Below are 25,010 nucleotides of genomic sequence, written 5' to 3'. Positions count from 1 at the left end.
GTGGCGACGAGCAACGGCTTTGACTGATGTGGAGGTCTTGCAGGCCTCTTTGGCGACCTGCAGTTTGAAACGAGCGTCGTATCTGTGCATGTATTCCTCGGGGTTGGATCTGGCGTCCAACTCCCGGGGGTCACTTCAGGATGGGTTTACGGCGTCTCCCGCAACCTGACCCACCCCGCCATCCCACGGGAAGCCCGCTGTTGCTTCGACTGTTGCTTCTGAGGTTGCCGGCCAGCGGCCGGCACTACTGCGGGTGCAGGGCGCAGCCCTGCCGATACCCCTCCCCCCGGCCGGGCTGGCAGAATAGGCGTCTCTGCCGTTATCCGAAGCCGACGATGCGCCTCTCCCAGTTCCACCTGCACACCACCAAGGAAACCCCCAGCGACGCCGAGCTCACCAGCCACCGGCTGATGCTGCGCGCGGGCATGATCCGCAAGCTGGCATCGGGCCTGTACACCTGGTCGCCGCTGGGCCTGCGCGTGCTGCGCAAGGTCGAGCGCATCGTGCGCGAGGAAATGGACCGCGCCGGTGCCGTGGAATTCCAGATCCCGACCATCCAGCCGAAGGAACTGTGGGAGCAGACCGGGCGCTGGCAGAAGTTCGGCCCGCAGCTGCTGAAGATCAAGGACCGCAAGGACCAGGTGTTCTGCTACAGCCCGACCGCCGAGGAAGCCGCCTGCGACTTCGCGCGCAGCGAGCTGTCCAGCTACAAGCAACTGCCGGTGAACTTCTACCAGGTACAGACCAAGTTCCGCGACGAGATCCGCCCGCGTTTCGGCGTGATGCGTTCGCGCGAGTTCCTGATGAAGGACGCCTATTCGTTCCACCTGCACGACGAGTGCCTGGTGCGCGAATACGAGAACATGAAGTCGGCCTACAGCCGCATCTTCACCCGCCTCGGCCTGGACTTCCGCATGGTGCAGGCCGACTCCGGCGCAATCGGCGGCGATGCGTCGCAGGAATTCCACGTGATCGCCGATTCCGGCGAAGACGCGCTGGTGTTCTCCACCGGCTCGGACTACGCGGCCAACATGGAAGCGGCGATTGCCGCCGATCCGGAGCCGCGTGCGGCCGCCAGCGAAGCCATGCGCAAGGTCGACACCCCCACCCAGAAGACCTGCGAGGAGGTCGCGGCCCTGCTCGGCATCGACCTGCAGCGCACGGTGAAGTCGGTGGCGCTGATCGCGGGTGAAGGAAAGGCACAGCAGTTCGTGCTGGTACTGGTGCGCGGTGACCATGAAGTCAACGAGATCAAGCTGACCAAGGTTGCCGGCCTGGACGAACAGCGCTTCGCCAGCGAGGCGGAGATCGCCGAGCATCTGGGCAGCGTGCCGGGCTTCCTCGGCCCGGTCGCCCCGGCCAAGCCCATCCGCGTGGTCGCCGATCGCGAAGTGGCGGCGATGTCGGACTTCGTCGTCGGCGCCAACGAAACCGGCTTCCACCTGGCCGGCGTCAACTGGGGCCGCGACCTGCCGGAACCGGAAGTGGCGGACATCCGCAACGTGCGTGCCGGTGACCGCGCACTGGACGGTGGCGAACTGAAGATTGCCCGTGGCATCGAAGTCGGCCACGTGTTCCAGCTCGGTCGCAAGTACGCCGAAGCGCTGGATGCCACCGTGCTGGATGAAAACGGCAAGGCGGCGGTGATGGCGATGGGCTGCTATGGCATCGGTATCTCGCGCGTGGTAGCTGCCGCGATCGAACAGAACCATGACGACGCCGGCATCATCTGGCCGGACGCGATGGCGCCGTGGCAGGTGGTGGTGTGCGTGATCAACCCGAAGGGCGATGCTGCCGTGGCCGACGCTGCGGCCAACCTGTTGCAGGAACTGCGCGATGCCGGCCTGGACGCGGCGCTTGACGATCGCGGCCTGCGCCCGGGCGCGATGTTCGCCGACATGGAACTGATCGGCATCCCGCACCGCGTGGTGGTCAGCGAACGCGGCCTGGCCGCCGGTACCTACGAATACCGCTCGCGCCGCGCCAGCGAAGCGGAAAGCCTGGACAAGGCCTCCCTGCTGCAGCGTCTGCAGGGCTGATCAGGAAAAAGACCGGGCCCTGCCCCGGTCTTTTTTTCTGCCGCGGTCTTCCCCGATATTGCAGCGGACATAATCCGGTCAAAATCACCGCGACGGCGCCTGCATGCCGCCACGCCATGACCCGCCTGCATTTGTGCTGTGATTAATTCATCTCTATTCTGTCCGCCGACGCCATGGACTGGCTTGTCCCGTCCACACATTAGTTTCCGGAGTAACCGTAAATGAGCATTGACCTGACCGGCCTGTCAGCACGCGAGCTGGGCGCCCTGATCCGTACCGCCAAGAAGCAGCAGACCATCGTCGCCAAGCGCCGGCCGATCACCAAGGTCCGGGCCCAGCTGACCAAGCTGGCCAAGACCGAGGGTTACACCATCGAAGAACTGTTCGGCAGCGCCCCGGCCACGCGTGCCCGCAAGGCCGCTCCGGCCGCCAAGGCCCCGTCGAAGACCGCCGGCCGCAAGCTGGGCAAGGTTGCCCCGAAGTACCGCAACCCGGCCAACCCCAAGGAAACCTGGACCGGCCGTGGCAAGCAGCCGCGCTGGATGGCTGAGCTGACTGCCAAGGGCAACAAGAAGCCGGAAGATTTCCTGATCAAGAAGGCCTGAGGCCGGATCGGGATGCAATGGAAAACGCCGGCGAAGGCCGGCGTTTTTTGTTTGTAGAGCCGAGCCCACGCTCGGCTATCCATATCCGAAGCCGAGCATGGGCTCGGCTCTACAGAGTCTTGCGGGCGGGCATCAGCAGATTGCCGAACAGCAGGCCGGCCACCAATGCCATCACCACGTTGAGCACGGTAAGGAACACGCTCTGGCCGGCGCCCACGTCCTGCTGCTGGACCAGGGTCAGCACGCCGCGCAGACTGGTGCTGCCGGGCACCATCATGATGATGCCGGGCAGGCGGATGATCGCGCCCGGACGCCCGACCAGACGACCGAACAGATTGCCACCGGCGGTCAGCAGCATCGCCGACAGGAAGATGCCGGCCGGCGCGCCCCAGGCGTGGCCGCCAAACTTGGAGATCGCATAACCGGCCACCGAGGCGGCAATCACCCACGGATAGTCGCGACGATTGGCCTTGAACAGCATCGCGAACGCGAATGCCGCGGTCAGCAGCGAGCCCCACTCCACCCACGGCCCCTGCGGCCGAGCCGCGCGGATCACCGGGTCGAGGCCGAGCACGTCGGCCAGGGTCACCGCGATCATCGCGCCGACGCTGAGCTTCATGATGGTGGTCAGCGCGCCGGCAAAGCGCGCGGTGCCCGATACCCAGTGCTGGCTGGCCAGTTCGTTGACCGCATTGGTCAGCGACATGCCGGGCAGCAGCACTACCAGCGAGGCGATGATCACCGTGTTGAGGTTGAGCGCACCAATAAAGGACGCAACCAGGGTGGCGACCAGGCCGGCCAACAGCGCGGCCAGTGCCTCGGCGGCTTCGCGGGTGGCCGGGCGACGGTCGGTGACCATGCCGAGCAGGCCGATCATCAGGCCGATGACACCGGCGGTCGCAATGTCCAGCCACGGCAGCTTCCACATGCCGGCCACGCCGGCCGCGCCAAGGGTGAACGAGAGGATCGTGCGCAGCTTGCCGCGCCGGCCCGGATCCTTGTCCAGCTGGCGCAGCGCGGTGTGGCCCTGGGCGATGCTCATCCGGCCGTTGGCCACTTCTTCGGCAATATGGTCGGCGACGCTGAGCTTGTGCAGGTCGTTCTCGCCGGGCGCCAGGCGGATCACCCGGGTGATGTCACTGGAGCCGATCGCCTGCGCCGGATCGCTGAAGCTGAGGATGATGCCGGTGGGGTTCGACCACGGTTCACAATCCAGGTCGAGCTGGCGAGCCAGTGCCACCACCGCCGTTTCCAGGCGCTGGGCCGTGGTGCCATAGCTGTGCAGGCGTCCGGCGATCTCGGAAACGAAGGCCACCCGCTGCGCGTAGGTGGCCTGGGGCGTGGGGATCGTGTGAGCATCTGCGGACATGCGCCGTAGTATTACCTAGGCGGGGCCTGACCGGAGAAATTCATCCGAGTTCGACGCGATGGCCAATACAGAACGGTTATGCTGCGACCGGAATGGCCCAAGTGACCCCGAACCACGCCCCCCAGCTCGAACAGGACGCCCATGATCCGGGCGTGATCCGCCTGTCCGGCACCTGGACCTTGAAGACCGCGCTGGCCGCGGCCGAGGTCCTGCGTGGCGTTCCTGACACGCTGACCGGCATCGATGCCACCGCCATCGAGAAGATGGATTCGGCCGGCGTGCTGCAGGTGCTGCGCGTGGCCCATCGCGCCGACCTCGGCGAAGACGCACTGAAGTTCCGCGCGGATCACCAGGCGCTGGTGTGCACCATCGAGGAAGTCGCCGACGACCGGCCCAAGCCCAAGCGCGACTTCGGCGTGCTGGCGGCACTGGAGCGGCTGGGTGTCAGCGTCCATGCCACAGGCCACAACATCAAGGCGCTGTGCAGTTTCCTCGGCGAGAACCTGGTCAAGGCGGCCCGCCTGGTCAAGGAACCGCGCCGCTTCCGCCTTACCGCCACCGTGCACCAGATGGAGCAGGTCGGGCTGGATGCGGTGCCGCTGGTGGCACTGCTGTCCTACCTGGTCGGTGCGGTGATCGCCTTCCTCGGCTCAACCATCCTGCGCGACTTCGGCGCCGAGATCTACGTGGTCGAACTGGTCAACATCGCCTTCCTGCGCGAGTTCGCGGTGCTGCTGACCGCGATCGTGCTGGCCGGCCGTACCGCCAGCGCCTTCACCGCACAGATCGGCGCGATGAAGGCGCGCGAGGAAATCGATGCGATGCGCACGCTGGGCCTGGACCCGGTCGACCTGCTGGTGCTGCCTCGCTTGCTGGCGTTGCTGGTCACCCTGCCCCTGCTGACCTTCATCGCGATGATCGCCGGCCTGGCCGGCGGCATCACCGTCGGTGCGTTCGACCTCGACATCCCGCCGCAGATGTACATCGCGCGCATGCACGAGACCATGGAGGTGCGGCACATGCTGGTCGGCCTGTCGAAGGCGCCGGTATTCGCGCTGGTGATCGGCCTGATCGGCTGCCTGGAAGGCCTGAAGGTCGAAGGCACGGCACAGTCGGTAGGCGAACGCACTACTTCCAGCGTGGTGCAGACGATCTCGCTGGTGATCATCATCGACGCCTTCGCGGCGTTGTGGTTCATGCACATGGGCTGGTGACATGAGCACGCATCCGACGCCCGGAGACATTCCCATGCAGGACGACGACGGCCACGAGCTGGCCATCCGCGTGCGCGGCCTGGTCAACCGTTTCGGCAGCCAGACCGTGCACGAAGACCTGGACCTGGACGTGCGTCGCGGCGAGATCCTGGGCGTGGTCGGTGGCTCCGGCACCGGCAAGTCGGTGCTGATGCGCTCCATCCTGGGCCTGCGCACGCCCGACGAAGGCCAGATCGAAGTGCTGGGCCGCGACGCGCGTGCCGACGACGCCGAGAGCCGCCTGCACATCGAACGCAACACCGGCGTGCTGTTCCAGGACGGCGCACTGTTTTCGTCACTGACCGTGGGCGAGAACGTGCAGGTGCCGCTGAAGGAACACCACCGCGAACTGCCCGAGCGCTGGCATTACGAGCTGGCACTGCTGAAGGTGAAGCTGGCCGGCCTGCCCGCCGACGCGATCAACAAGCTGCCCTCGCAGCTGTCCGGCGGCATGCGCAAGCGCGCCGGCCTGGCCCGGGCGCTGGCGCTGGACCCGCCGCTGCTGTTCCTGGACGAACCCACCGCCGGCCTCGACCCGATCGGCGCGGCCGCGTTCGACCGACTGATCAAGACCCTGCAGGAAGCGCTGGGGCTGACCGTGTTCCTGATCACCCACGACCTGGACACCCTGTACGCCATCTGCGACCGCGTGGCCGTGCTGGCCGACCGCAGGGTCGTTGCCAACGCGCCCCTCCCGGAAATCGAGAAACTGGATCATCCGTGGATCCAGGAATACTTCCACGGACCCCGCGCGCGCGCCGCGCGTGGCGAACAGATCGAGAGTGCCTGAGCCATGGAAACCAAAGCCAACTACGTGCTGATCGGCGCGTTCACCCTGATCACCGGCCTGGCCCTGCTGGCGTTCGGCCTGTGGGCGGCCAAGTACTCTTCCGACCGCACCTGGCAGGAATACCGCGTGGTGTTCCGCGAGGCGGTGACCGGCCTGTCGGTGGGCAGCCCGGTGCAGTACAACGGCATCGCGGTCGGGTCGATCGTCGAACTGAACCTGGTGCCGGACGACCCGCGCCAGGTGGTCGCACGCATCCGCCTGAACTCGACCACGCCGGTCAAGACCGATACCCGCGCCAAGCTGGCGATCACCAGCCTCACCGGCCCGTCGATCATCCAGCTCAGCGGCGGTACGCCGCAGTCGCCGGCGCTGACCACAGTCAACAAGGACCCGGCACCGATCATACCGACCACGCCGTCGGCGCTGCAGAACATCACCGATGTTGCCAACCGCATCGTCGAGCGCATGGACCAGATCCTCAGCGACCGCAATGTAGCCTCGATCAATGCCACGCTGGCCAACCTGGAGACCATCAGCGGTGGCCTGGCCGACCGCGACCAGGGTACCCAGGCGCTGCTGCTCAGCGCGCGCGATGCCGCCCGCAGCCTGGACACCACGCTGAAGACCACCAACGGCACCATCGAGCGCCTGGACAGGAACCTGGTGCAGCAGCTGCCGGGCATCATCGACAAGCTCGATGCCACCCTGGCCAAGCTCGACTCGGCCGCCGGCAACGCCGATTCGATCCTTGGCGAGAACCGCGCCGCGATCAACAGCTTCGCCAATGATGGCCTCGGCCAGCTCGGCCCGACGCTGACCGAGCTGCGCGGCCTGATCCGCGACCTGCGCCGGGTCAGCGATCGCCTCGAGAACAACCCCGCGCGCTACCTGCTGGGCCGCGACGCACCGAAGGAGTTCGAACCCAAATGAGCCCGCCCCCCCTTCCGCGCCTGCTGCTGGCCGCTTCGATGGTCGCCCTGCTGGGCGGCTGCTCCATCCTTGGCAGCAGCGAGAAAACCGCAGTGACGCTGTACTCGCCCTCGGTGCAGGTGAAGGCCGACCCGGCGTGGCCACAGGCCAGCTGGCAGCTGGTACTGGCCAAGCCGAGCGCCGCGCGCCTGGTCGACAGCCCGCGCATCAATGTGCGGCCGACGCCTTCGCAGATGGAAATCTACAAGGGCGCCAGCTGGGCACAGCCGGCCACCGACATGATCGAGGACACCCTGCTGCGCGGCTTCGAGGATTCCGGGCGCATCCGCGGCGTGGCGCGCAGCACCGCCGGCATCCGTGCCGACTACAAGCTGTCCACCGACGTGCGCCGCTTCGAATCGGATTACCAGGGCCAGGCCACGCCGACCGTGGTGATCGAGGTCAACGCCAAGCTGATCCACGTCGCCGACCAGCGCGTGGTGGCCGACCGTACGTTCCGCCAGGCGCAGCCGGTCGGCAGCACCGACGTACCGGCGGTGACCGCGGCGTTCGAACGTGGCCTGCAGCAGCTGGCGCAGGATGTGGTGGGGTGGACACTGGTGAGCGGGCAGGCCGACCAGCCTAACGTCGCGCGCTGATCGATCAGCGCGGCGCAATCCAGCGGAACGTCAGGTTGATCCGCTCACCCTGCACCCGCGCCATCTTCGGAAGCGCGTGCTGGTAGAACCTCTGCGTCTGCCCCGCCATTACCAGCAGATCGCCGTGGCCGAGCAGGTACTCGGCCTTGCGCGCCGGATCATCGCGCCGGCGCAGCAGGAATCGACGCGATGCGCCCAGACTCAGCGACGCAATCACCGGGGCCGGACCCAACTCCGGCTCGTCATCGCTGTGCCATCCCATGTAGTCGCCGCCGCCGCGATAGCGGTTCAGCAGCACGCTGTTGAAGCGGCCGAAGCCTTCTGCCTGCAAGCGCTCACGCACGGCCTGCAACGCGGGTGGCCATGGGTGCGGCACGAATTCAGCCCCGGAATAGCGGTAGCGCGCCTGCGGATCGCCAATCCAGCAGCTCAGCCTTGGCGAATCCACCCAGTTGCCGAACATGCGGATGCGATGGACCTCCCACGGAACTTCGGCGTGCAGTGTGGACACGAGCCGGTCGGCATCGGCCGCAGCCAGCCAGCCCGGCAGGAGCTGGACGTCGGCACCGGGCAGGTCGTAGGGGAACAGCATGGCCACACGCTAGCACGCCGGCGTTTGCCGTCGTGGCCAGCAACGTCGAAAATGGCCCCATGACTGTTTCCCAGATGCCGATACCATCCGATTGCCTGACTTGCCGGGGCCCCATCCGATGAGCCTGCGCCAATTGCTGTTCCCGTTGCTGCGCGCCGTGTTCCGGGCCTTGCCGCTGCCGCAGGCGCAGCGCGACCGGTTGCGCACACGGCTGTTGGCACGGCACGGCGACTGGGTACCCTCGCCGCCAAAGGGACAGCAGGACGCGGGTGCTACACGGGCCAGTGCGCAACTCCGCTGGCGCGCCGACGAGGCCGCGATCGGCTACCGCCCGCACCAGAAGGCTGCGCTGCCGGATCCGATGCCCGCCACACTGGTCGCGTTCTACCTGCCACAGTTCCACACCTTCCCCGAGAATGACACATGGTGGGGCAAGGGGTTCACCGAATGGCGCAACGTCACCCGCGCGCTGCCACAGTTCGAAGGCCACATCCAACCGCGGCTTCCGGCCGATCTGGGTTTCTATGACCTGCGCAACCCGCAGGTGATGCGTGACCAGGCGCGGCTTGCCGCCGAGCATGGCATCGGCGCGTTCTGCTTCTATTACTACTGGTTCAGCGGCCGCACGCTGATGGAAGACCCGCTGCGCCAATGGCTGGCCGACGACAGCATCGAACTGCCGTTCTGCCTGTGCTGGGCCAATGAAAACTGGGCACGCCGCTGGGATGGCCGCGACGACGACATCCTGATCGGCCAGCAGCACAGCGCCGCCGACGACCTGGCCTTCATCACCCACGTGGCGCCGTACCTGCGCGATCGCCGTGCGCTGAAGGTCGATGGCCGGCCCATGCTGCTGGTCTACCGCCCGAACCTGCTGCCCGATGCACGCGCCACCGCCGAGCGCTGGCGCCGCTGGTGCCGCGACAACGGTGTAGGCAAGATCCACCTGGCCTATGTGCAGGGCTTCGAACGCCCCGACCCGCGCGACATCGGCTTCGATGCCGCTGTCGAATTCCCGCCGAACATGAGCAACCCACGCTCGTTGTCGGCGCAACAGTGGCTGCTCAATCCAGATTTCAATGGCGATGTCCGCGACTGGCGCGAACTGGCCACCGACATCGCGGCGCGGCCGCTGCCGGACTATCCGCTGTACCCCGGCGTGAACCCCGGCTGGGACAACGAGGCTCGTCGTTCCGGTCGTGGCCGCGTCTACCTGCACGCCTCTCCGCGTGGCTACCGCGATTGGCTGCGCACCACGATCCATGAACGCCTCTCCGCAGCACCGCCGGCGCAGCGACTGGTGTTCATAAACGCATGGAACGAATGGGCCGAAGGTGCGGTGCTGGAACCGGATGCGCGGCTGGGGCATGCCTGGCTGCAGGCCACGCGCGATGCTCTGGTGCCAGCACCGCCCTCCGGCCTGGTACCGGCAGTGCATCTGCACGCCTGGTATCTGGAAACGCTGCCGGAAGTGTTGACCGCACTGCGCGAGGCGGCACTGGAGTGGGCAATCGTGGTGACCACCCCGGTGCAGCAGATGGATCAGGTCCGGCAGGCCTTGGCGGCGCATGGGCTTGAGGGTGAGGTCGTGGCCGTCGACAACCACGGTCGCGACATACTTCCGTTCCTGGAAGTTGCCGAGCGGTTGCTGCAGACGGGCCACGACGTCGTGCTGAAACTGCACACGAAACGCTCGACCCATCGCACAGATGGCGATCAGTGGCGGCAGGAACTACTGCAACGGCTGGTCCGGGGAGGACGTGCCGCACGCATCCATGCCGCATTCCAGGCCGACCCCGCCCTGGGCATGGTGGTCGCCGAAGGGCATCTGCTTCCCGTTGCCGAATTCGTCGGTGGCAATGCCCCCCTACTGGCACGGCTGCAGGCGTGGCTTGGACTGGAAAAGCCCGTGGACACCAGTCTATTCGGCGCCGGCAGTATGGGCTGGTGGCGGCTGCAGGCCCTGCGCCCATTGTTGGACGCGCACCTGTATCGCAGCGCATTCGACATCGAGCAGGGCCAGATCGATGGAACGCTGGCCCACGCCATTGAACGTGTACTGGGTGCCTGCTGCGAACACGCTGGACTGCGCGTCGCGACGGCCGCAGCCTGCCTCGGCGAGGCCGATGCCAGCAGCGACGAGTACGCCTACGCCCGACGCGGCCGACGTTGAAGGGGGCACAACGCGCCCCCCTTGCCCGTATCGATCAGCCGCGCTGGAATGCGACGCCGGTCTTTTCCTTCAGCTCGTCATCACTGACACCCGGCGCGGCCTCCACCAGCAGCAGGCCCTTGTCAGTCACGTCGAACACCGCCAGGTCGGTGATGATCCGGTCGACCACGCCAACACCCGTCAGCGGGAGCGTGCATTCGGCTAGGATCTTGTGCTCACCGTTCTTGGCGGTGTGCTCCATCAACACCACCACGCGCTGCACGCCGGCGACCAGGTCCATCGCGCCGCCCATGCCCTTGACCATCTTGCCGGGCACCATCCAGTTGGCCAGGTCGCCCTTGTCGGTGACCTGCATGGCGCCGAGGATGGCGAGATTGACGTGACCGCCACGGATCATCGCAAAGCTGTCGTGGCTGCCGAAGTAGCTGGCACCGGCACGCGCGGTGACGGTCTGCTTGCCGGCATTGATCAGGTCGGCATCGACCTCGGCTTCGGTCGGGAACGGCCCGATGCCCAGCAGGCCGTTCTCCGACTGCAGCCACACGTCCACGCCTTCGGGGATGTGGTTGGCGACCAGGGTCGGCAGGCCGATGCCCAGGTTCACGTAGGCACCATCGGTCAGTTCGCGGGCGGCACGCGCCGCCATCTCATCGCGGGTCCACGCCATGTCAGTTGCCCTCCGCGCGGATGGTGCGCTGTTCGATACGCTTCTCAGGATGCGGGTTGTGCACGATGCGGTGCACGAAGATGCCCGGCAGGTGCACCTGGTCCGGATCGATGGCACCCACCGGCACCACCTCTTCCACTTCCACGATGCAGACCTTGCCGGCCATCGCACAGGCGGGGTTGAAGTTGCGCGCGGTCTTGCGGAACACCAGGTTGCCGGCCTCGTCGGCCTTCCAGGCCTTGACCAGTGCCACATCGGCGCGCAGCGCGGTTTCCATCACGTAGTGCTTGCCGTCGAACTCGCGGGTTTCCTTGCCTTCGGCCACCACAGTGCCATAGCCGGTGGCGGTGAAGAACGCCGGAATGCCTGCGCCGCCGGCACGCAGGCGTTCGGCCAGGGTGCCCTGCGGGTTGAATTCCAGCTCGAGCTCGCCGGCCAGGAACTGCCGCTCGAACTCCTTGTTCTCGCCCACATAGGACGAAATCATCTTCTTTATCTGCCGGGTTTCCAGCAGCTGGCCCAGACCGAAACCATCAACGCCGGCATTGTTGGAGATCACGGTCAGGCCCTTGACGCCACTGTCGCGCAGCGCGGCGATCAATGCCTCGGGAATGCCACACAGGCCGAAGCCGCCCACGGCCAGCGTCTGGCCATCGGCGACCACCCCTTGCAGGGCCTCCGCCGCACTGGCGAAGCGCTTGCTGCGCTTGCCGGTGGAAGTCGATTGCTGCATTGCTGTACTACCCTGCACGTTGAGGATGACCGCATTCTAGCTGGAGGGCGGCGAAGGGCCTGGATGCGCCGCAGCATTGCACGGGCATCGCACAGGGTTCCGTAGAATGCCGGGTTCCCCTGCCAATGGCCGGCCCCGTGCCCGCCCCACCCTCGTTGATGGCCCATACCTACACCGAAGAAGACCTGCTCCGCTGGATGGAAGGCCGGACGCTGGAAATGAGCGACCATGGCCTGTCGGAAGTCCATAGCATGCGTCTGTTCGGTGACATTCTGGTCGCTGAGGTAAAGATCCCGGCCAAGTACTCCTACCGGGTGGAGATCGACCTGGCCGCCAGTCTTCGCCATCCGCGCAGCCTGCTGCGCAACCGGTGTTCCTGCCCGCTCGGCCACGACTGCATGCACGTGGCGGCTGTGCTGGCGCAGATGCTGCAGCAGATCGACCATACGCCCCCCATGCCCGACGACAGCAGCACGCTGCCAACGCTGCTGATCCGTTCGATGACCCCCGTCCTGCGCCTGCACACGGTCGAGTTCCGTCCGCCGTGGCTCGGCCCACGCGACCCTTCGCAATGGGCCGATATCGCCACCGTGGCCTTCGAATACGACGAGCACGTGCGGTTCCTGGATGATCCGAGCCTGTTCGCCCACGATCCGGAGGGCCAGCTTGCGCTGCTGCCCCGCGACCTGGCCGAGGAATCACGGCGCGAGGCCGAGCTGCGCACGGTGGGACTGCATCGCGACACGGCGCCGCGGGCGCCATTGGAGGGCGCAGGACCTCAGTTCCAGCTGCGCACCCATGACTGGACACGGTTCCTGCTGGACGACGTACCGCGCCTGGAAGCCTTGGGCTGGAAGGTAGAGACCGACGACGATTTCCGCCATCGCATCACCCGGGTGGATGAGATCGACCTGGACATCCAGGCGGACCCGGCGGATGCGGGCTGGTTCAACTTGGGCCTGGACATCCAGGTGGAAGGCCGCAACGTGTCGATGGTTCCGCTGCTGCAGCAGGTGCTGCAGTCCGATCCCCGCTGGATGCGTGGCCAGCTGGACGCCATCGGCGATGATGAGAACATTCTGTTGATGGCGGGCGACAACACGCGCCTGGCATTGCGGGCCGCACGACTGAAACCGATCATGGCCCTGTTGACGGATCTGTTCGCCCAGCGTGGCGCGCCGCTGCGCCTGTCTGTGCTTGACCGTGGCCGCCTGCAGGCGCTGCAGGACACGGCGCGCCTGCAGTTCCGCGGGCGCAAGGACACCCAGGCACTGGTGCAGCGGCTGATGCAGGCACCCGCATTGGGCGAAGTGCCGCCGCCGGCAGGGCTGGTGGCAACGCTGCGTCCCTATCAGCGCGAAGGCCTGTCGTGGCTGCAGTACCTGCGCCAGCAGGGCCTGGGGGGCGTGCTGGCCGATGACATGGGCCTGGGCAAAACCGTGCAGACGCTGGCGCATGTGCTGGTCGAGAAGGAAGCCGGTCGCCTGGACCGTCCGACGCTGCTGGTGGTGCCCACTTCGCTGCTGCACAACTGGCAGAGCGAAGCGGCACGCTTCACCCCGGGCCTGCGCGTGCTGACCCTGCACGGGCCGGCACGTGAAACGCTGTTCGAGGCGATTCCCGGGCACGACCTTGTACTGACCACCTACCCTCTGCTGTGGCGCGACGAGCAGGCGCTGCAGGCACATACCTACCATCTGCTGATTCTGGATGAAGCCCAGCAGGTGAAGAATCCGAAGTCACGCGCGGCCATCACCCTGCGCACGCTGCAGGCGCGCCACCGGCTGTGCCTGACCGGCACGCCGCTGGAAAACCACCTGGGCGAACTGTGGACGCAGTTCGACTTCCTGCTGCCCGGCCTGCTAGGCAGCGAGAAACAGTTCAACCAGCATTGGCGCCATCCGATCGAACGTGGCAGCGACCACCGCCGCGCCACCTTGCTGGCGCAACGGCTGCGTCCGTTCATACTGCGCCGGCGCAAGGACCAGGTGGCGTCAGAGCTTCCGCCCAAGACCGTCATTACCCGCGCGGTGGAAATGGAGAGCGGCCAGCGTGATCTCTATGAAACCGTGCGCGCAGCGATGGAAAAGCAGGTGCGCGAAGCCATCAGCGGCAGCGGGCTGGCGCGCAGCCACATCGTGGTACTGGATGCGTTGCTGAAGCTGCGCCAGGTCTGCTGCGATCCGCGCCTGCTGCCTGGTGATGCCCCGGCGCGCAATGCGGGCTCAGCCAAGCTGGACCTGCTGCGCGAGATGCTGCCGTCGATGGTCGAGGAAGGCCGGCGCATCCTGCTGTTCTCGCAGTTCACCGGCATGCTCGCGCTGATCGCGCAGGCACTGGATCAGCTGGGCTTGGCCTATGTGACCCTGACCGGCGACACCCAGGACCGGGCCACGCCGGTGCAGCGCTTCATGCAGGGCGAGGTGCCGGTATTCCTGATCAGCCTGAAGGCAGGTGGCGTCGGGTTGAACCTGACCGCCGCCGATACCGTCATCCACTTCGACCCGTGGTGGAATCCGGCGGCCGAAAACCAGGCCAGCGATCGCGCCCATCGCATCGGCCAGCAGCAGCCGGTGTTCGTTTACCGGCTGATCGCCGCAGGCAGCATCGAAGAACGGATTGCCGAGCTGCAGGAGCGCAAGGCCACGCTGGCCGACGCCATTCTCGAAGGCGGCGGCGCTACGGGGCCACGCTTCAGCGAAGAAGACGTGCAGGCGCTGCTGGCGCCGTTGCCGGGCCTGCCCGGCAAGCGTTTGCGCAAAGCGGGCAAGCGGTCGACGCGAAGCTGACCTCCGGACGCCAGTCAGGTGGCGTTCCCCGATGGAAACGATTCCCATACATGACTGGGACTACAATTGGGGACTGAGCTCACAAAGGAACTGATCGATGCCCCTGCCCGCCTTCAAGGCCTACGATATCCGCGGCCGTGTGCCGGAAGAACTGAACGAAGACCTGGCCCGCCGCATCGGCGTCGCCTTGGCCGCGCAGCTCGCTCCCGGTCCAGTGGTCCTCGGCCACGATGTGCGCCTGACCAGCCCGGCGCTGCAGGATGCACTGGCCACCGGCCTGCGTGGTACCGGGCGCGAGGTGATCGACATCGGCCTGTGCGGCACGGAAGAAGTCTATTTCCAGACCGACCATCTGGGCGCGGCCGGCGGCGTGATGGTCACCGCCAGCCACAACCCGATGGATTACAACGGCATGAAGCTGGTCAAGGAGAATGCCCGGCCGATCAGCTCCGATACCGGCCTGTTCGCAATCTCCGACGCGGTTTCCGCCGATACGTCCGAGGCCCAGCCGCCGCGTGCCGGGCAGGTTGCCCAGCACGACAAGAGCGCCTACATCCAGCACCTGCTCAGCTATGTCGATGCCAGCAGGCTCAAGCCGCTGAAGCTGGTGGTGAATGCCGGTAACGGCGGCGCGGGCGCGATCGTCGACCTGCTGGCCCCGCACCTGCCGTTCGAGTTCATCCGCATCTGCCACGAACCGGACGGCAGCTTCCCCAACGGCATTCCCAACCCGCTGCTGCCGGAGAACCGCGCCGCCACCGCCGATGCGGTGCGTGAACACGGTGCCGATTTCGGCATTGCCTGGGACGGTGACTTCGACCGCTGCTTCTTCTTCGACCACACCGGCCGCTTCATCGAGGGCTACTACCTGGTCGGTCTGCTGGCCAAGGCGATCCTGGCACGCAATCCCGGCGGCAAGGTCGTGCATGACCCGCGCCTGGTCTGGAACACCGTGGATATGGTCGAACAGGCGGGCGGTGTGCCGGTGCAGTGCAAGAGCGGCCATGCCTTCATCAAGGAAAAGATGCGCGCCGAAGACGCCGTGTACGGTGGCGAGATGAGCGCCCACCACTATTTCCGCGAGTTCGCCTATGCCGACTCCGGCATGATCCCGTGGCTGCTGATCGCGCAGCTGATCTCCGAGAGCGGCCGCTCACTGGCCGAGTGGGTCGAAGACCGCATGGCGGCCTATCCGTGCAGTGGCGAGATCAACTTCAAGGTGGCCGATGCCAAGGCTGCCGTGGCCCGCGTGATGGAGCACTTCGCGGCGCAATCACCGGTACTGGATCACACCGACGGCATCAGTGCCGACTTCGGCGGCTGGCGCTTCAACCTGCGCAGCTCCAACACCGAACCGCTGCTGCGCCTGAATGTCGAAGCCCGTGGTGACGCCGCGCTGATGCAGGCGCGTACCGACGAAATTTCCCGCCTAATCCAGCAGTAATCAAGGACGACCATGAGCATCATCCAGCCCGTCATTCTGTCCGGTGGCTCCGGGACCCGCCTGTGGCCGCTGTCGCGCGAGGCGTACCCGAAGCAGTTCCTGCCGTTGGCGGGCGAACTGACGATGCTGCAGGCCACTTGGAAACGGGTGGCGCCGATCGCCGCGCATGGCCCGCTGGTGATCGCCAACGAGGAGCACCGCTTTGTCGCTGCCGAGCAGCTGCAGCAGGTCGGCGCCGAGCCGGCGGCCATCATTCTGGAACCGGTTGGCCGCAACACGGCGCCGGCAATCGCGGTCGCAGCCCTGGAAGCCACCCGCGACGGGGCCGATGCGCTGCTGCTGGTGCTGCCCTCGGACCATGTGATCACCGACGAAGCCGCCTTCCGCAGCGCCGTGCAGGCCGCCGCCAGTGCCGCCGAAACCGGCAAGCTGGTGACCTTCGGCATCGTGCCGACCGGTCCGGAAACCGGCTACGGCTATATCAAGGCCGCCGATGGGCAGGGTCTGCGTGCGGTCGAGCGCTTTGTCGAAAAGCCCGACCTCGAGACCGCCAGCGGTTACGTCAGCAGCGGCCAGTATTACTGGAACAGCGGCATGTTCCTGTTCAAGGCCTCGCGCTACCTGCAGGAACTGGAGCGCTTCCAGCCCGGCATGCTGGCCGGCAGCCGCCAGGCCTGGCAGCAGGCCCGCCGCGATTCGGATTTCACCCGCCTGGACAAGGACGCCTTCGCCGCCGTTCCCTCTGATTCCATCGACTATGCCGTGATGGAAAAAACCGCCGACGCCGTGGTGATTCCGTTGGACGCCGGCTGGAACGATGTCGGCTCGTGGACAGCCCTGCGCGATGTCTCGCAGCAGGACGGCGATGGCAACGCCCACCAGGGCGATGTGATCGCCATCGACTGCCGCAACACCTATGCCTATGCACAGCGCCTGGTGGCACTGGTCGGCCTGGATGACGTGATTGTCGTCGAGACCGACGACGCGGTGCTGGTCGGCAGGGCCGACCGCATGCAGGAGGTCAAGACCGTTGTTGGTCAGCTGAAGTCCGAAGGCCGCAGCGAGGCCACGTGGCATCGCAAGGTCTACCGCCCGTGGGGCGCGTACGATTCAATCGACAATGGTGCACGCTTCCAGGTCAAGCGCATCACGGTCAAGCCCGGCGGCACACTCAGCCTGCAGATGCATCATCACCGCGCCGAGCACTGGATCGTGGTCAGCGGCACCGCAGAAGTGACCCGCGGCGACGAAGTGATCCTGCTCAGCGAAAACCAGAGCACGTACATCCCGCTGGGCGTGACCCATCGCCTGCGCAACCCGGGCAAGCTGCCGCTGGAACTGATCGAAGTGCAGTCCGGCAGCTACCTTGGCGAGGACGACATCGTGCGCTTCGAGGATACCTACGGGCGCAGCTGACCCGGCGCCCGCTGGAGGCGACCGACCGTTGGTCGGGGTGGGTGCCGACCGTTGGTCGGCACGCCGCCTGCCGGGTCAGGCAATCTCCGCCATCACCCGCTTCAGGCCATCCTGCCAACTCGGCAGTACGATGCTGAAATCCTGCTGCAGCTTGCGGTTGTCCAGCACCGACCAGGCCGGGCGCTTGGCCGGGGTCGGATACTCGGAACTGGGAATCGCCTCGACCGCCGGCACCTTCGCCAACACGCCGGTAACCAGCGCTTCGGCGAAGATCGCTTCGGCGAACCCATGCCAGCTGGTCTGGCCGCTGGCGGTCAGGTGCCAGGTACCGGACAGTTGGCCCGGATGCCGCAGCGCCTGCGCAGTAACATCAGCGATCAGCGCGGCCGGCGTCGGCGTACCGACCTGGTCGGCCACCACACGCAGCTGGTCGCGCTCGGCGCCGACGCGCAACATGGTGCGCAGGAAATTTGCCCCATGCGAGGCATACACCCAGGCCGTGCGGAAGATCAGGTGGCGACCGCCGGCTGCGCGTACCGCATCCTCACCATCGCGCTTGCTGGTGCCATACACACCCAGCGGCGCGGTCGGCTCGTCCTCGCGGTACGGCGCGGTGCCCTGGCCATCGAACACGTAGTCGGTGGAGTAATGCACGAACGGCACGCCATGGGCCGCACACCAACGCGCGATCATGCCAGGCGCCTGCGCGTTGGCCGCAAACGCAGCTTCCACATCCTGCTCGGCACGATCAACGGCGGTATAGGCCGCAGCATTCACCACCACCGACGGCTGAAGACGGTCCAGCAGGGCCGGCAGGCTTTCAGGTTGGCCGAAATCGGCGGTTTCGCAGGCGCTGCCATCCGGCAGAGTGCCGCTGCGGGTGGTCGCGACCACCTTGCCCAGCGGCGCCAGCGCGCGCAGCAGCTCCTGGCCGACCTGGCCGTTGCCACCGAACACCAGCACGGTCATGGCGCGCCCTGGGCGGCGGTGTAGACCGGCAGGCGGTCTTCGGCGATGTCCTTCAGGAACGGCGCATTCTCGTCCTTGGCCGACAGGGTCGGTGCACTGACCGGCCAGTCCACGGCGATGTCGGCATCGTTCCAGCGCACGCCGGCGTCGAAGTCCTTCAGGTAGACCTCGGTGCACAGGTAGCTGAACACCGCGCGCTCGGACAGCACTGCAAAGCCGTGGGCGAAGCCTTCCGGAATCCAGAACTGCTTCTTGTTCTCCGCACTCAGCACCACCGCTTCCCACTGGCCGAAGGTCGGCGAGCCGCGACGGATGTCGACGGCCACGTCATAGACCTCGCCTTCCAGCACGCTGACCAGCTTGCCCTGCGGGCGCGGCCACTGGTAATGCAGGCCACGCAGCACACCCTGCGCTGACGTCGACACGTTGCTCTGCACGAAGCGATCCGGCAGGCCCAGCGCGGCAAAGCGCTCGGCATTCCAGGTCTCGAAGAAATAGCCGCGGGCATCGCCAAACACCGCCGGCTCGATCACCACGCAACCGGGCAACTTGGTTTCAATCACTTTCACGGAACAACTCCACGCAATGCGAGCTTGTGCAGGTACTGGCCGTAGCCATTCTTGATCAGCGGCGCCGCCAGCGCTTCGAGCTGTTCGGCGTTGATCCAGCCCTGGCCGAAGGCGATTTCCTCCGGGCAGCAGACCTGCAGGCCCTGCCGGGTCTGGATGGTCTCGATGAAGTTGGACGCTTCCAGCAGCGACTGGTGGGTGCCGGTATCGAGCCAGGCATAGCCGCGGCCCAGTGCTTCCAGATGCAGGTTGCCTTCGGCTAGGTAGCGCTTGTTGAGATCGGTGATCTCCAGTTCGCCACGGGGCGACGGCTTCAGGTCGGCGGCATGCGCGCTGGCATTGCCGTCATAGAAGTACAGGCCGGTCACCGCATAGTTCGAACGCGGATTCTCCGGCTTCTCGACCAGGTCGATGACCTTGCCGCTCTTGTCGAATTCAGCCACGCCGTAGCGTTCCGGATCATTCACCCAGTAGCCGAACACGGTGGCACCGTCGGTGCGCTCATCGGCGCGCTTGAGCACCTCGCGCAGGCCGTGGCCGTGGAAGATGTTGTCACCCAGCACCAGGCAGCTTGGCTTGCCGGCCACGAAGTCGCGGCCGATCAGATACGCCTGGGCCAGCCCATCGGGGCTGGGCTGCACGGCGTACTGGATGTCCATGCCCCACTGCGAGCCATCGCCAAGCAACTGCTGGAACAACGCCTGTTCGTGCGGGGTATTGATGATGAGCACTTCACGGATGCCCGCCAGCATCAGCACGCTGAGCGGGTAGTAGATCATTGGCTTGTCATACACCGGCAACAGCTGTTTGCTGACGCCCTTGGTGATCGGATACAGCCGGGTGCCGGAGCCACCGGCGAGGATGATGCCCTTGCGCTGGGTCATGGTGTCTCCTGGGTTCAGGCCGCGGTGCCGATGCGCTGCAGGCGGTAGCTGCCGTCCAGCACGCCGTTGACCCATTCCTGGTTGTCCAGGTACCAGTCGACGGTGAAGGTGATGCCCTGCTCGAAGGTGTAGGCCGGTTCCCAGCCCAGGTCGTTCTTCAGCTTGGAGGCATCGATCGCATAGCGGCGGTCATGGCCGGGGCGGTCGGCGACGTAGGTGATCTGGCTGCTGCGCGGCTGGCCGTCCGCACGCGGGCGGCGCTGGTCCAGCAGTGCGCAGATGGCCTGCACCACTTCGATGTTCTGCTTTTCCGAGTTGCCGCCCACGTTGTAGGTCTCGCCGACCTGGCCCTTGGCCAGCACGGTGCGGATCGCCTCGCAGTGGTCGGAGACGAACAGCCAGTCGCGAACCTGCTTGCCATCGCCGTACACCGGCAGCGGCTCGCCGGCCAGCGCCTTGGCGATCACCAGCGGGATCAGCTTCTCGGGGAAGTGGTACGGGCCGTAGTTGTTGGAGCAGTTGGTGGTCAGCACCGGCAACCCGTAGGTGTGGTGGAACGCACGGACCAGGTGGTCCGAGGCGGCCTTCGACGCCGAGTACGGGGAATTCGGAGCATACGGCGTGGTTTCGCTGAACTTGCCGGTCTCACCCAAGGTGCCATACACCTCATCGGTGGACACATGCAGGAAGCGGAAGGCCGCGCCCTGCTCGGCCGGCAACGCCTTCCAGTAATCGCGGACCGCTTCAAGCAGCCCCAGGGTGCCCACCACGTTGGTCTGGATGAAGGCGCCCGGGCCGTCGATGGAACGATCGACATGGCTTTCGGCAGCGAAATTCAGCACGGCGTCCGGCTGGTGCTCGGCCAGCAGGCGGGCGACCAGATCACGGTCGCCGATGTCGCCCTGCACGAACACGTGGTTGGGGTTGCCGTCCAGGCTGGACAGGGTCTTCAGGTTGCCGGCATAGGTCAGCACATCGAGGTTGATGACCTTGACGCCGCGCGCGACGGCCTCGAGAACGAAGTTACCGCCAATGAATCCGGCGCCGCCGGTGACAAGCCATGTGGGCACTACCTGTTCTCCTGATCGAAATTCATCCAAGGGGCGCTATGAAGCGCCCGACACAGCGGCACAGGATACATGTGGTTCGTCTTCACGACTGCCTGCGTGACGTGAACGACGCACTCGATTCACACGAGCCATGCCGCACCGCAGCATAACCATACGCATTCGCATGGTCCGCTCAAGCCAGCTAGAATCGGGATCCCACCCCCGAACCGGTTGCTGTGCGAGGACCGGACGTTCTCCCCAGTTATTGAAGGACCCCGTACCAGATGAAAATCCTCGTCGCGTACAAGCGCGTGGTGGACTACAACGTCCGCATTCAGGTCAAGCCGGACGGTTCCGGCGTGGTCACCGACGGCGTCAAGCTGTCCCCCAATCCCTTCGATGAAATCGCCCTGGAAGAAGCCCTGCGCCTGCGCGACAAGGGCATTGCCAGCGAAGTGGTGGTCGCCACCATCGCCCCGGCCGATGCCCAGGCGCACCTGCGCAACGGCCTGGCCATGGGCGCCAATCGCGCCATTCACGTCGTTACCGACCAGGCCATCCAGCCGCTGACAGCCGCACGCACCCTGCTCAAGCTGATCGAGAAGGAACAGCCGGACCTGGTGATCCTGGGCAAGCAGGCCATCGACGACGACGCCAACCAGACTGGCCAGATGCTGGCCACGCTGTGGGGCCGCCCGCAGGCGACCTTCGCCAGCAAGCTGGAGATTGCTGATGGCAAGGCCACGGTGACCCGCGAAGTCGACGCCGGCCTGGAAACGCTGGAAGTGGACCTGCCGGCAGTGGTCACCACCGATCTGCGCCTGAACGAGCCGCGCTTCATCAAGCTGCCGGACATCATGAAGGCCAAGGCCAAGCCGCTGGAGACCCTGCAGCTGGCCGATCTGGGCGTTGAAGCCGCCGATACCTTCAAGACCACCCAGTATGCCGCGCCGTCCAAGCGCAGCAAGGGTGTGATGGTCAAGGACGCGGCTGAACTGGTGGCCGCACTCAAGCAGAAGGGGTTGCTGTAATGAGCAGGATTCTCGTCATCGCCGAACACCACGACGGCAAGCTCAACGCCGCCACCGCCAAGACCGTAAGCGCTGCTGCCGCCATCAGCGGTGCCAGCATCGACGTGCTGGTGCTGGCCGCCGACCCGGCCGCCGTTGCCGCTGAGGCCGCGAAGATCGCTGGCGTCGCCAAGGTTCTGACCGTGGCCAACGCTGCCAACGCGCAGGCCATCGCCCAGGTGCTGGCGCCGCAGATCGCGCAGCTGGCCAAGGGCTACACCCACGTGTTCGGCCCGTCGACCACCTTCGGCAAGGACCTGATGCCCTGCGTGGCCGCCCTGCTGGGCGTCAACCAGGTCTCCGACCTGATGACCGTCGAAGGCAGCCACACCTTCAAGCGCCCGATCTACGCCGGCAACGCGATCATCACCGTGGAAGCCCCCGCCGACCAGATCGTGGTCGCCACCGTACGCGCCGCGTCGTGGCCGGAAGCCGCCCAGGGCGGCAGTGCCGCCATTGAAGCGGCCAGCGTCGATGCTGCCCTGCCGAGCCACACCCGCTTCATCGGCCTGGCCGCCGCTGCCAGCGACCGCCCGGACCTGCAGAGCGCCAAGCGCGTGGTCTCCGGTGGCCGCGGCGTCGGTTCGGAAGAGAACTTCAAGGTCATCTTCCAGCTGGCCGACAAGCTCGGCGCCGCCGTCGGTGCCTCGCGCGCCGCGGTCGATGCCGGCTACGTGCCCAGCGACCTGCAGGTGGGCCAGACCGGCAAGATCATCGCCCCGGAGCTGTATGTGGCGGTGGGCATCAGCGGTGCGATCCAGCATCTGACCGGCATCAAGGACGCCGGTACGATCGTGGCGATCAACAAGGATCCGGATTCGCCGATCTTTGAGATTGCCGATATCGGCTTGGTTGGGGATCTATTTGCGATCCTGCCGGAGCTGGAAAAGGCGCTCTGACTCAAGCGACGGCGGCGGCGCCTGCGCCGCCGTCGTCATGCCGGACCCTGCCCGGGCGTCTATACTCTTCCGTTGTCGGATTTACCCCCTGCAGGCGGATGCGCCGGCGCGATGGATCCGATTTCCCTGAAGATAGCGCCGAGGCCCACCACTCCATGACCGCTGTTCCGCCTTCCCCTCCGCAGCCGCCGGTCGAACTGTCGGTCGTCGCGCCTGTCTATGGCTGTAAAGGGTGCCTGGAAGATCTCGTCGATCAAGTCCAGGCTGCGGCAGGATCCATGGGCGTGTCGTTCGAGATGATCCTGGTCGACGACGCCAGCCCTGACGGCGCATGGCCGCGCATCCAGGAGCTGGCCGCCAGCCGGCCTTGGCTCAAGGGCCTGAAGCTCTCGCGAAATTTCGGGCAGCACTCGGCCATTTCAGCCGGCATCGAGCATGCCCAGGGCCGTTGGACGGTCGTCATGGATTGCGACCTGCAGGATGTTCCTGCAGAAATTCCTGGCCTGTACCGCAAGGCGGTGGATGAGCAGTTTGAAGCCGTGTTCGCGCAGCGGATACAGCGCATGGACACCCCGCTCAAGCGCCTCTCGTCGTGGGGGTTCTTTGCGGTGCTGGGCTGGCTGACCGGCGTTCCGCAGGACCCTTCCACGGCCAATTTCGGCATTTTCCACCGCAAGGTCATCGACGCGGTCTGTGCAATGCCGGAACGTGATCGCTCGTTCCCGCTGATGGTGAAATGGGCCGGCTTCCGCACGGGCAAGCTTCCCGTACGCCACCAGCAGCGCGCAGAGGGTGAATCGTCCTACACCCTGCGGCGCCTGTTGCGGCTGGCCATGAACATTGCCCTGGGTTACTCGGAGAAGCCGCTGCGCATGGTGGCCGGCACTGGCATGTTCTGCGCGCTGGTCGCCTTCGTCATGGTGGCCATCAGCATCTGGCGATGGTGGGACGGCGACATCCAGGTTGCGGGTTACACCTCGATCATCGCCGCAATCTGGCTGATTGGCGGCTTGATGATGTTCTCCATGGGCGTTGTGGGGCTGTACGTCGGCCAGGTCTTCCGCAATGTGCAACGGCGCCCCTACTACATCGTCTCTGAAACGACCGTTCGCGGAGAAGCTCCATGAGCCACCTGTCTCTGCAGGCAGGCGGCAGCGTGGTCGAGGCGCGCCTGACGCCCTGGGATGAGCGCGCGCTGGGCTGCACCACTGCCGAGATCGTCCGTTTGGATGCGGCCACCACGGACCAGGCGGCCGCAATGCTGGACCAGGCCCAGGCCTGGGCCAGGCAGCAGGGCGTCCACTACCTGTTCGGTCGCATCGATGCCAATGCGCATGCGTTGCGTGCTGCGGTGCTTGGCTGTGGTTTCCAGTTTGTTGAAACGTCACTGACCGTGTCACGCAGCGGCATGGGGCAACTGCCTGCGGTCCCGCGCGGGATGCTGCCTACGCTGCGGCCGGCGGTTGCTGCGGACATTCCGTTGCTGCGGTCCATCGCCGCCGACGACTTCGGGCATGGCCGTTTTCTGGAAGACCCTGCCATCGACCCTGCACACGCACGTCTTCGCACCGCCAACTGGATCGAGGACCTGGTCAACGCCCAGCTGGTCCAAACCGCGGAATCACGCGGCCGTGTCATTGGCTTCCATGCAGAACGAGTCTTCGCCGACGAGCACAGGGCAGAGCTGCTGCTGACCGGTGCAGCCGCGCCGTACGCCATGCTGGCCATGCCGCTATGGGTCACGGCCCTGCAATCGCTGGCTTCCAGGGATATCCAGCGCTGCACGACGCTGGTGTCCGCCGCTAATACCGGCATCATCAATCTGTATGCCCGGCTTGGCTTCCAATTCAATTCATCTCTTAACGGGTTCCGGAAATTCCTATGAGCAACTCCAGCAACGAAGACCAGGTTGTAGCAGTGTTCGCCCGCGTGTTGGGCATCGATGCCTCCCAGGTGACTGACGAACTGCGTTACAACACCATTCCGCAGTGGGATTCGATCGCGCACATGTCCGTGGTCGCCGCACTGGAAGAAGCGTTCAACGTCATGATCGACATGGACGAAGTGATCGACATGAGCTCGGTCGGCAAGGCGCGTGAAATCCTGCGCAAGCACGGCGCTGCTGTCTGACA

Annotated in this window: 24 protein-coding genes; 15 read left to right on the top strand and 9 right to left on the bottom strand. The window is 66.0% G+C overall.

Annotated features, from left to right (window positions below; translation table 11 throughout):
- Nucleotides 1–90 (bottom strand): transposase (locus AC5P9W_RS12140; RefSeq protein ID WP_288037469.1); only part of this gene is annotated, 90 nt, incomplete at its 3' end.
- A 245-nt stretch (nucleotides 91–335) separates the two neighbouring features.
- Between AC5P9W_RS12140 and AC5P9W_RS12135 the strand changes: the two genes are divergently transcribed.
- Nucleotides 336–2,039 (top strand): proline--tRNA ligase, encoded by a 1,704-nt coding sequence (locus AC5P9W_RS12135; protein ID WP_495219264.1) that lies wholly within the window; start codon nucleotides 336–338, stop codon nucleotides 2,037–2,039.
- Between the two features lie 221 nt (nucleotides 2,040–2,260).
- Nucleotides 2,261–2,644, top strand: coding sequence for an H-NS histone family protein (locus AC5P9W_RS12130; protein ID WP_010480700.1), 384 nt, complete (start codon nucleotides 2,261–2,263; stop codon nucleotides 2,642–2,644).
- Nucleotides 2,645–2,753: 109 nt separating this feature from the next.
- Here the strand turns inward: AC5P9W_RS12130 and AC5P9W_RS12125 are convergent, their stop codons facing one another.
- Nucleotides 2,754–4,013: a threonine/serine exporter family protein gene (locus tag AC5P9W_RS12125; protein ID WP_019660983.1), complete on the bottom strand. Its 1,260-nt coding sequence runs from the start codon at nucleotides 4,011–4,013 to the stop codon at nucleotides 2,754–2,756.
- Nucleotides 4,014–4,105: 92 nt separating this feature from the next.
- Between AC5P9W_RS12125 and AC5P9W_RS12120 the strand changes: the two genes are divergently transcribed.
- Genes AC5P9W_RS12120 through AC5P9W_RS12105 form a run of 4 tightly spaced genes read left to right on the top strand, consistent with a single transcriptional unit; the run spans nucleotide 4,106 to nucleotide 7,624 of the window.
- On the top strand, nucleotides 4,106–5,227 hold the full coding sequence (locus tag AC5P9W_RS12120; RefSeq protein ID WP_058981024.1) for an ABC transporter permease: 1,122 nt from the start codon (nucleotides 4,106–4,108) through the stop codon (nucleotides 5,225–5,227).
- Nucleotide 5,228: 1 nt separating this feature from the next.
- Entirely contained in the window at nucleotides 5,229–6,056 is an 828-nt protein-coding gene (locus AC5P9W_RS12115; RefSeq protein WP_111097812.1) for an ABC transporter ATP-binding protein, read from the top strand.
- 3 nt (nucleotides 6,057–6,059) lie between these two features.
- Nucleotides 6,060–6,986 carry an MlaD family protein gene (locus tag AC5P9W_RS12110; RefSeq protein WP_019660980.1) on the top strand — a complete coding sequence of 309 codons (927 nt, stop codon included), beginning with the start codon at nucleotides 6,060–6,062 and terminating at the stop codon, nucleotides 6,984–6,986.
- The gene (locus tag AC5P9W_RS12105) at nucleotides 6,983–7,624 is read left to right on the top strand and encodes an ABC-type transport auxiliary lipoprotein family protein (protein ID WP_021202701.1); all 642 of its coding nucleotides are present in this window, start codon (nucleotides 6,983–6,985) and stop codon (nucleotides 7,622–7,624) included. The genes AC5P9W_RS12110 and AC5P9W_RS12105 overlap by 4 nt, the downstream gene beginning before the upstream one ends.
- Before the next feature lie 4 nt (nucleotides 7,625–7,628).
- On the opposite strand, the gene AC5P9W_RS12100 is transcribed toward AC5P9W_RS12105, so the two are convergent.
- Nucleotides 7,629–8,216: an alpha-ketoglutarate-dependent dioxygenase AlkB family protein gene (locus tag AC5P9W_RS12100; protein ID WP_495219266.1), complete on the bottom strand. Its 588-nt coding sequence runs from the start codon at nucleotides 8,214–8,216 to the stop codon at nucleotides 7,629–7,631.
- Between the two features lie 118 nt (nucleotides 8,217–8,334).
- On the opposite strand from AC5P9W_RS12100, the gene AC5P9W_RS12095 reads away from it, so the two are divergent.
- Nucleotides 8,335–10,389: a glycoside hydrolase family 99-like domain-containing protein gene (locus AC5P9W_RS12095; protein ID WP_188250032.1), complete on the top strand. Its 2,055-nt coding sequence runs from the start codon at nucleotides 8,335–8,337 to the stop codon at nucleotides 10,387–10,389.
- Between the two features lie 34 nt (nucleotides 10,390–10,423).
- On the opposite strand, the gene AC5P9W_RS12090 is transcribed toward AC5P9W_RS12095, so the two are convergent.
- Together AC5P9W_RS12090 and AC5P9W_RS12085 are read right to left on the bottom strand one after the other, a co-directional pair.
- Entirely contained in the window at nucleotides 10,424–11,056 is a 633-nt protein-coding gene (locus AC5P9W_RS12090; RefSeq protein ID WP_111103787.1) for a CoA transferase subunit B, read from the bottom strand.
- A gap of 1 nt (nucleotide 11,057) precedes the next feature.
- Nucleotides 11,058–11,789, bottom strand: a complete 732-nt coding sequence (locus AC5P9W_RS12085; protein WP_111103789.1) for a CoA transferase subunit A — start codon at nucleotides 11,787–11,789, stop codon at nucleotides 11,058–11,060.
- A 158-nt stretch (nucleotides 11,790–11,947) separates the two neighbouring features.
- Between AC5P9W_RS12085 and AC5P9W_RS12080 the strand changes: the two genes are divergently transcribed.
- From AC5P9W_RS12080 to AC5P9W_RS12070, 3 genes are all read left to right on the top strand, one after another.
- Complete coding sequence (locus tag AC5P9W_RS12080; RefSeq protein WP_111103791.1) at nucleotides 11,948–14,578, top strand: DEAD/DEAH box helicase; 2,631 nt, start codon at nucleotides 11,948–11,950, stop codon at nucleotides 14,576–14,578.
- A 97-nt stretch (nucleotides 14,579–14,675) separates the two neighbouring features.
- Complete coding sequence (locus tag AC5P9W_RS12075; RefSeq protein ID WP_019660974.1) at nucleotides 14,676–16,022, top strand: phosphohexomutase domain-containing protein; 1,347 nt, start codon at nucleotides 14,676–14,678, stop codon at nucleotides 16,020–16,022.
- Nucleotides 16,023–16,034: 12 nt separating this feature from the next.
- On the top strand, nucleotides 16,035–17,438 hold the full coding sequence (locus tag AC5P9W_RS12070) for a mannose-1-phosphate guanylyltransferase/mannose-6-phosphate isomerase (protein WP_111103793.1): 1,404 nt from the start codon (nucleotides 16,035–16,037) through the stop codon (nucleotides 17,436–17,438).
- Between the two features lie 75 nt (nucleotides 17,439–17,513).
- On the opposite strand, the gene rfbD is transcribed toward AC5P9W_RS12070, so the two are convergent.
- Genes rfbD through rfbB form a run of 4 tightly spaced genes read right to left on the bottom strand, consistent with a single transcriptional unit; the run spans nucleotide 17,514 to nucleotide 20,930 of the window.
- The gene (gene rfbD / locus AC5P9W_RS12065) at nucleotides 17,514–18,407 is read right to left on the bottom strand and encodes a dTDP-4-dehydrorhamnose reductase (protein WP_019660972.1); all 894 of its coding nucleotides are present in this window, start codon (nucleotides 18,405–18,407) and stop codon (nucleotides 17,514–17,516) included.
- Nucleotides 18,404–18,976 (bottom strand): dTDP-4-dehydrorhamnose 3,5-epimerase, encoded by a 573-nt coding sequence (gene rfbC / locus AC5P9W_RS12060; RefSeq protein ID WP_057496705.1) that lies wholly within the window; start codon nucleotides 18,974–18,976, stop codon nucleotides 18,404–18,406. Before rfbC ends, rfbD begins: the two co-directional genes overlap by 4 nt.
- Nucleotides 18,973–19,860 carry a glucose-1-phosphate thymidylyltransferase RfbA gene (rfbA, locus tag AC5P9W_RS12055; protein WP_021202693.1) on the bottom strand — a complete coding sequence of 296 codons (888 nt, stop codon included), beginning with the start codon at nucleotides 19,858–19,860 and terminating at the stop codon, nucleotides 18,973–18,975. Before rfbA ends, rfbC begins: the two co-directional genes overlap by 4 nt.
- A 14-nt stretch (nucleotides 19,861–19,874) precedes the next feature.
- Nucleotides 19,875–20,930, bottom strand: coding sequence for a dTDP-glucose 4,6-dehydratase (rfbB, locus tag AC5P9W_RS12050; protein WP_057496706.1), 1,056 nt, complete (start codon nucleotides 20,928–20,930; stop codon nucleotides 19,875–19,877).
- Between the two features lie 263 nt (nucleotides 20,931–21,193).
- Between rfbB and AC5P9W_RS12045 the strand changes: the two genes are divergently transcribed.
- The 5 genes from AC5P9W_RS12045 (at nucleotide 21,194) to AC5P9W_RS12025 (ending at nucleotide 25,008) form a co-directional block, all read left to right on the top strand.
- Complete coding sequence (locus AC5P9W_RS12045) at nucleotides 21,194–21,940, top strand: electron transfer flavoprotein subunit beta/FixA family protein (protein WP_019660968.1); 747 nt, start codon at nucleotides 21,194–21,196, stop codon at nucleotides 21,938–21,940.
- Entirely contained in the window at nucleotides 21,940–22,878 is a 939-nt protein-coding gene (locus tag AC5P9W_RS12040) for an electron transfer flavoprotein subunit alpha/FixB family protein (protein ID WP_111103795.1), read from the top strand. Before AC5P9W_RS12045 ends, AC5P9W_RS12040 begins: the two co-directional genes overlap by 1 nt.
- Nucleotides 22,879–23,033: 155 nt before the next feature.
- The gene (locus AC5P9W_RS12035; RefSeq protein WP_057496709.1) at nucleotides 23,034–24,005 is read left to right on the top strand and encodes a glycosyltransferase family 2 protein; all 972 of its coding nucleotides are present in this window, start codon (nucleotides 23,034–23,036) and stop codon (nucleotides 24,003–24,005) included.
- Nucleotides 24,002–24,763: a GNAT family protein gene (locus AC5P9W_RS12030; protein WP_057496710.1), complete on the top strand. Its 762-nt coding sequence runs from the start codon at nucleotides 24,002–24,004 to the stop codon at nucleotides 24,761–24,763. The genes AC5P9W_RS12035 and AC5P9W_RS12030 overlap by 4 nt, the downstream gene beginning before the upstream one ends.
- Entirely contained in the window at nucleotides 24,760–25,008 is a 249-nt protein-coding gene (locus AC5P9W_RS12025) for an acyl carrier protein (protein WP_057496711.1), read from the top strand. The genes AC5P9W_RS12030 and AC5P9W_RS12025 overlap by 4 nt, the downstream gene beginning before the upstream one ends.
- The last annotated feature ends 2 nt before the right edge of the window (nucleotides 25,009–25,010 follow it).

It is taken from the genome of Stenotrophomonas sp. YJH_SMC_33, assembly GCF_059372295.1.
This window is presented reverse-complemented; position numbering and strand designations above follow the sequence as displayed.

Excerpts from the sequence above, each read along its gene's own strand:
- AC5P9W_RS12075 (WP_019660974.1), top strand. The coding sequence starts at position 14,676 with ATGCCCCTGCCCGCCTTCAAGGCCTACGATATCCGCGGCCGTGTGCCG.
- AC5P9W_RS12105 (WP_021202701.1), top strand. The coding sequence starts at position 6,983 with ATGAGCCCGCCCCCCCTTCCGCGCCTGCTGCTGGCCGCTTCGATGGTC.
- AC5P9W_RS12030 (WP_057496710.1), top strand. The coding sequence starts at position 24,002 with ATGAGCCACCTGTCTCTGCAGGCAGGCGGCAGCGTGGTCGAGGCGCGC.
- AC5P9W_RS12100 (WP_495219266.1), bottom strand. The coding sequence starts at position 8,216 with ATGCTGTTCCCCTACGACCTGCCCGGTGCCGACGTCCAGCTCCTGCCG.
- AC5P9W_RS12045 (WP_019660968.1), top strand. The coding sequence starts at position 21,194 with ATGAAAATCCTCGTCGCGTACAAGCGCGTGGTGGACTACAACGTCCGC.
- AC5P9W_RS12120 (WP_058981024.1), top strand. The coding sequence starts at position 4,106 with ATGGCCCAAGTGACCCCGAACCACGCCCCCCAGCTCGAACAGGACGCC.
- AC5P9W_RS12035 (WP_057496709.1), top strand. The coding sequence starts at position 23,034 with ATGACCGCTGTTCCGCCTTCCCCTCCGCAGCCGCCGGTCGAACTGTCG.
- rfbA (WP_021202693.1), bottom strand. The coding sequence starts at position 19,860 with ATGACCCAGCGCAAGGGCATCATCCTCGCCGGTGGCTCCGGCACCCGG.
- rfbD (WP_019660972.1), bottom strand. The coding sequence starts at position 18,407 with ATGACCGTGCTGGTGTTCGGTGGCAACGGCCAGGTCGGCCAGGAGCTG.
- AC5P9W_RS12125 (WP_019660983.1), bottom strand. The coding sequence starts at position 4,013 with ATGTCCGCAGATGCTCACACGATCCCCACGCCCCAGGCCACCTACGCG.
- AC5P9W_RS12040 (WP_111103795.1), top strand. The coding sequence starts at position 21,940 with ATGAGCAGGATTCTCGTCATCGCCGAACACCACGACGGCAAGCTCAAC.
- AC5P9W_RS12130 (WP_010480700.1), top strand. The coding sequence starts at position 2,261 with ATGAGCATTGACCTGACCGGCCTGTCAGCACGCGAGCTGGGCGCCCTG.
- AC5P9W_RS12135 (WP_495219264.1), top strand. The coding sequence starts at position 336 with ATGCGCCTCTCCCAGTTCCACCTGCACACCACCAAGGAAACCCCCAGC.
- AC5P9W_RS12085 (WP_111103789.1), bottom strand. The coding sequence starts at position 11,789 with ATGCAGCAATCGACTTCCACCGGCAAGCGCAGCAAGCGCTTCGCCAGT.
- AC5P9W_RS12115 (WP_111097812.1), top strand. The coding sequence starts at position 5,229 with ATGAGCACGCATCCGACGCCCGGAGACATTCCCATGCAGGACGACGAC.
- AC5P9W_RS12080 (WP_111103791.1), top strand. The coding sequence starts at position 11,948 with ATGGCCCATACCTACACCGAAGAAGACCTGCTCCGCTGGATGGAAGGC.
- AC5P9W_RS12095 (WP_188250032.1), top strand. The coding sequence starts at position 8,335 with ATGAGCCTGCGCCAATTGCTGTTCCCGTTGCTGCGCGCCGTGTTCCGG.
- AC5P9W_RS12025 (WP_057496711.1), top strand. The coding sequence starts at position 24,760 with ATGAGCAACTCCAGCAACGAAGACCAGGTTGTAGCAGTGTTCGCCCGC.
- AC5P9W_RS12110 (WP_019660980.1), top strand. The coding sequence starts at position 6,060 with ATGGAAACCAAAGCCAACTACGTGCTGATCGGCGCGTTCACCCTGATC.
- AC5P9W_RS12090 (WP_111103787.1), bottom strand. The coding sequence starts at position 11,056 with ATGGCGTGGACCCGCGATGAGATGGCGGCGCGTGCCGCCCGCGAACTG.
- AC5P9W_RS12070 (WP_111103793.1), top strand. The coding sequence starts at position 16,035 with ATGAGCATCATCCAGCCCGTCATTCTGTCCGGTGGCTCCGGGACCCGC.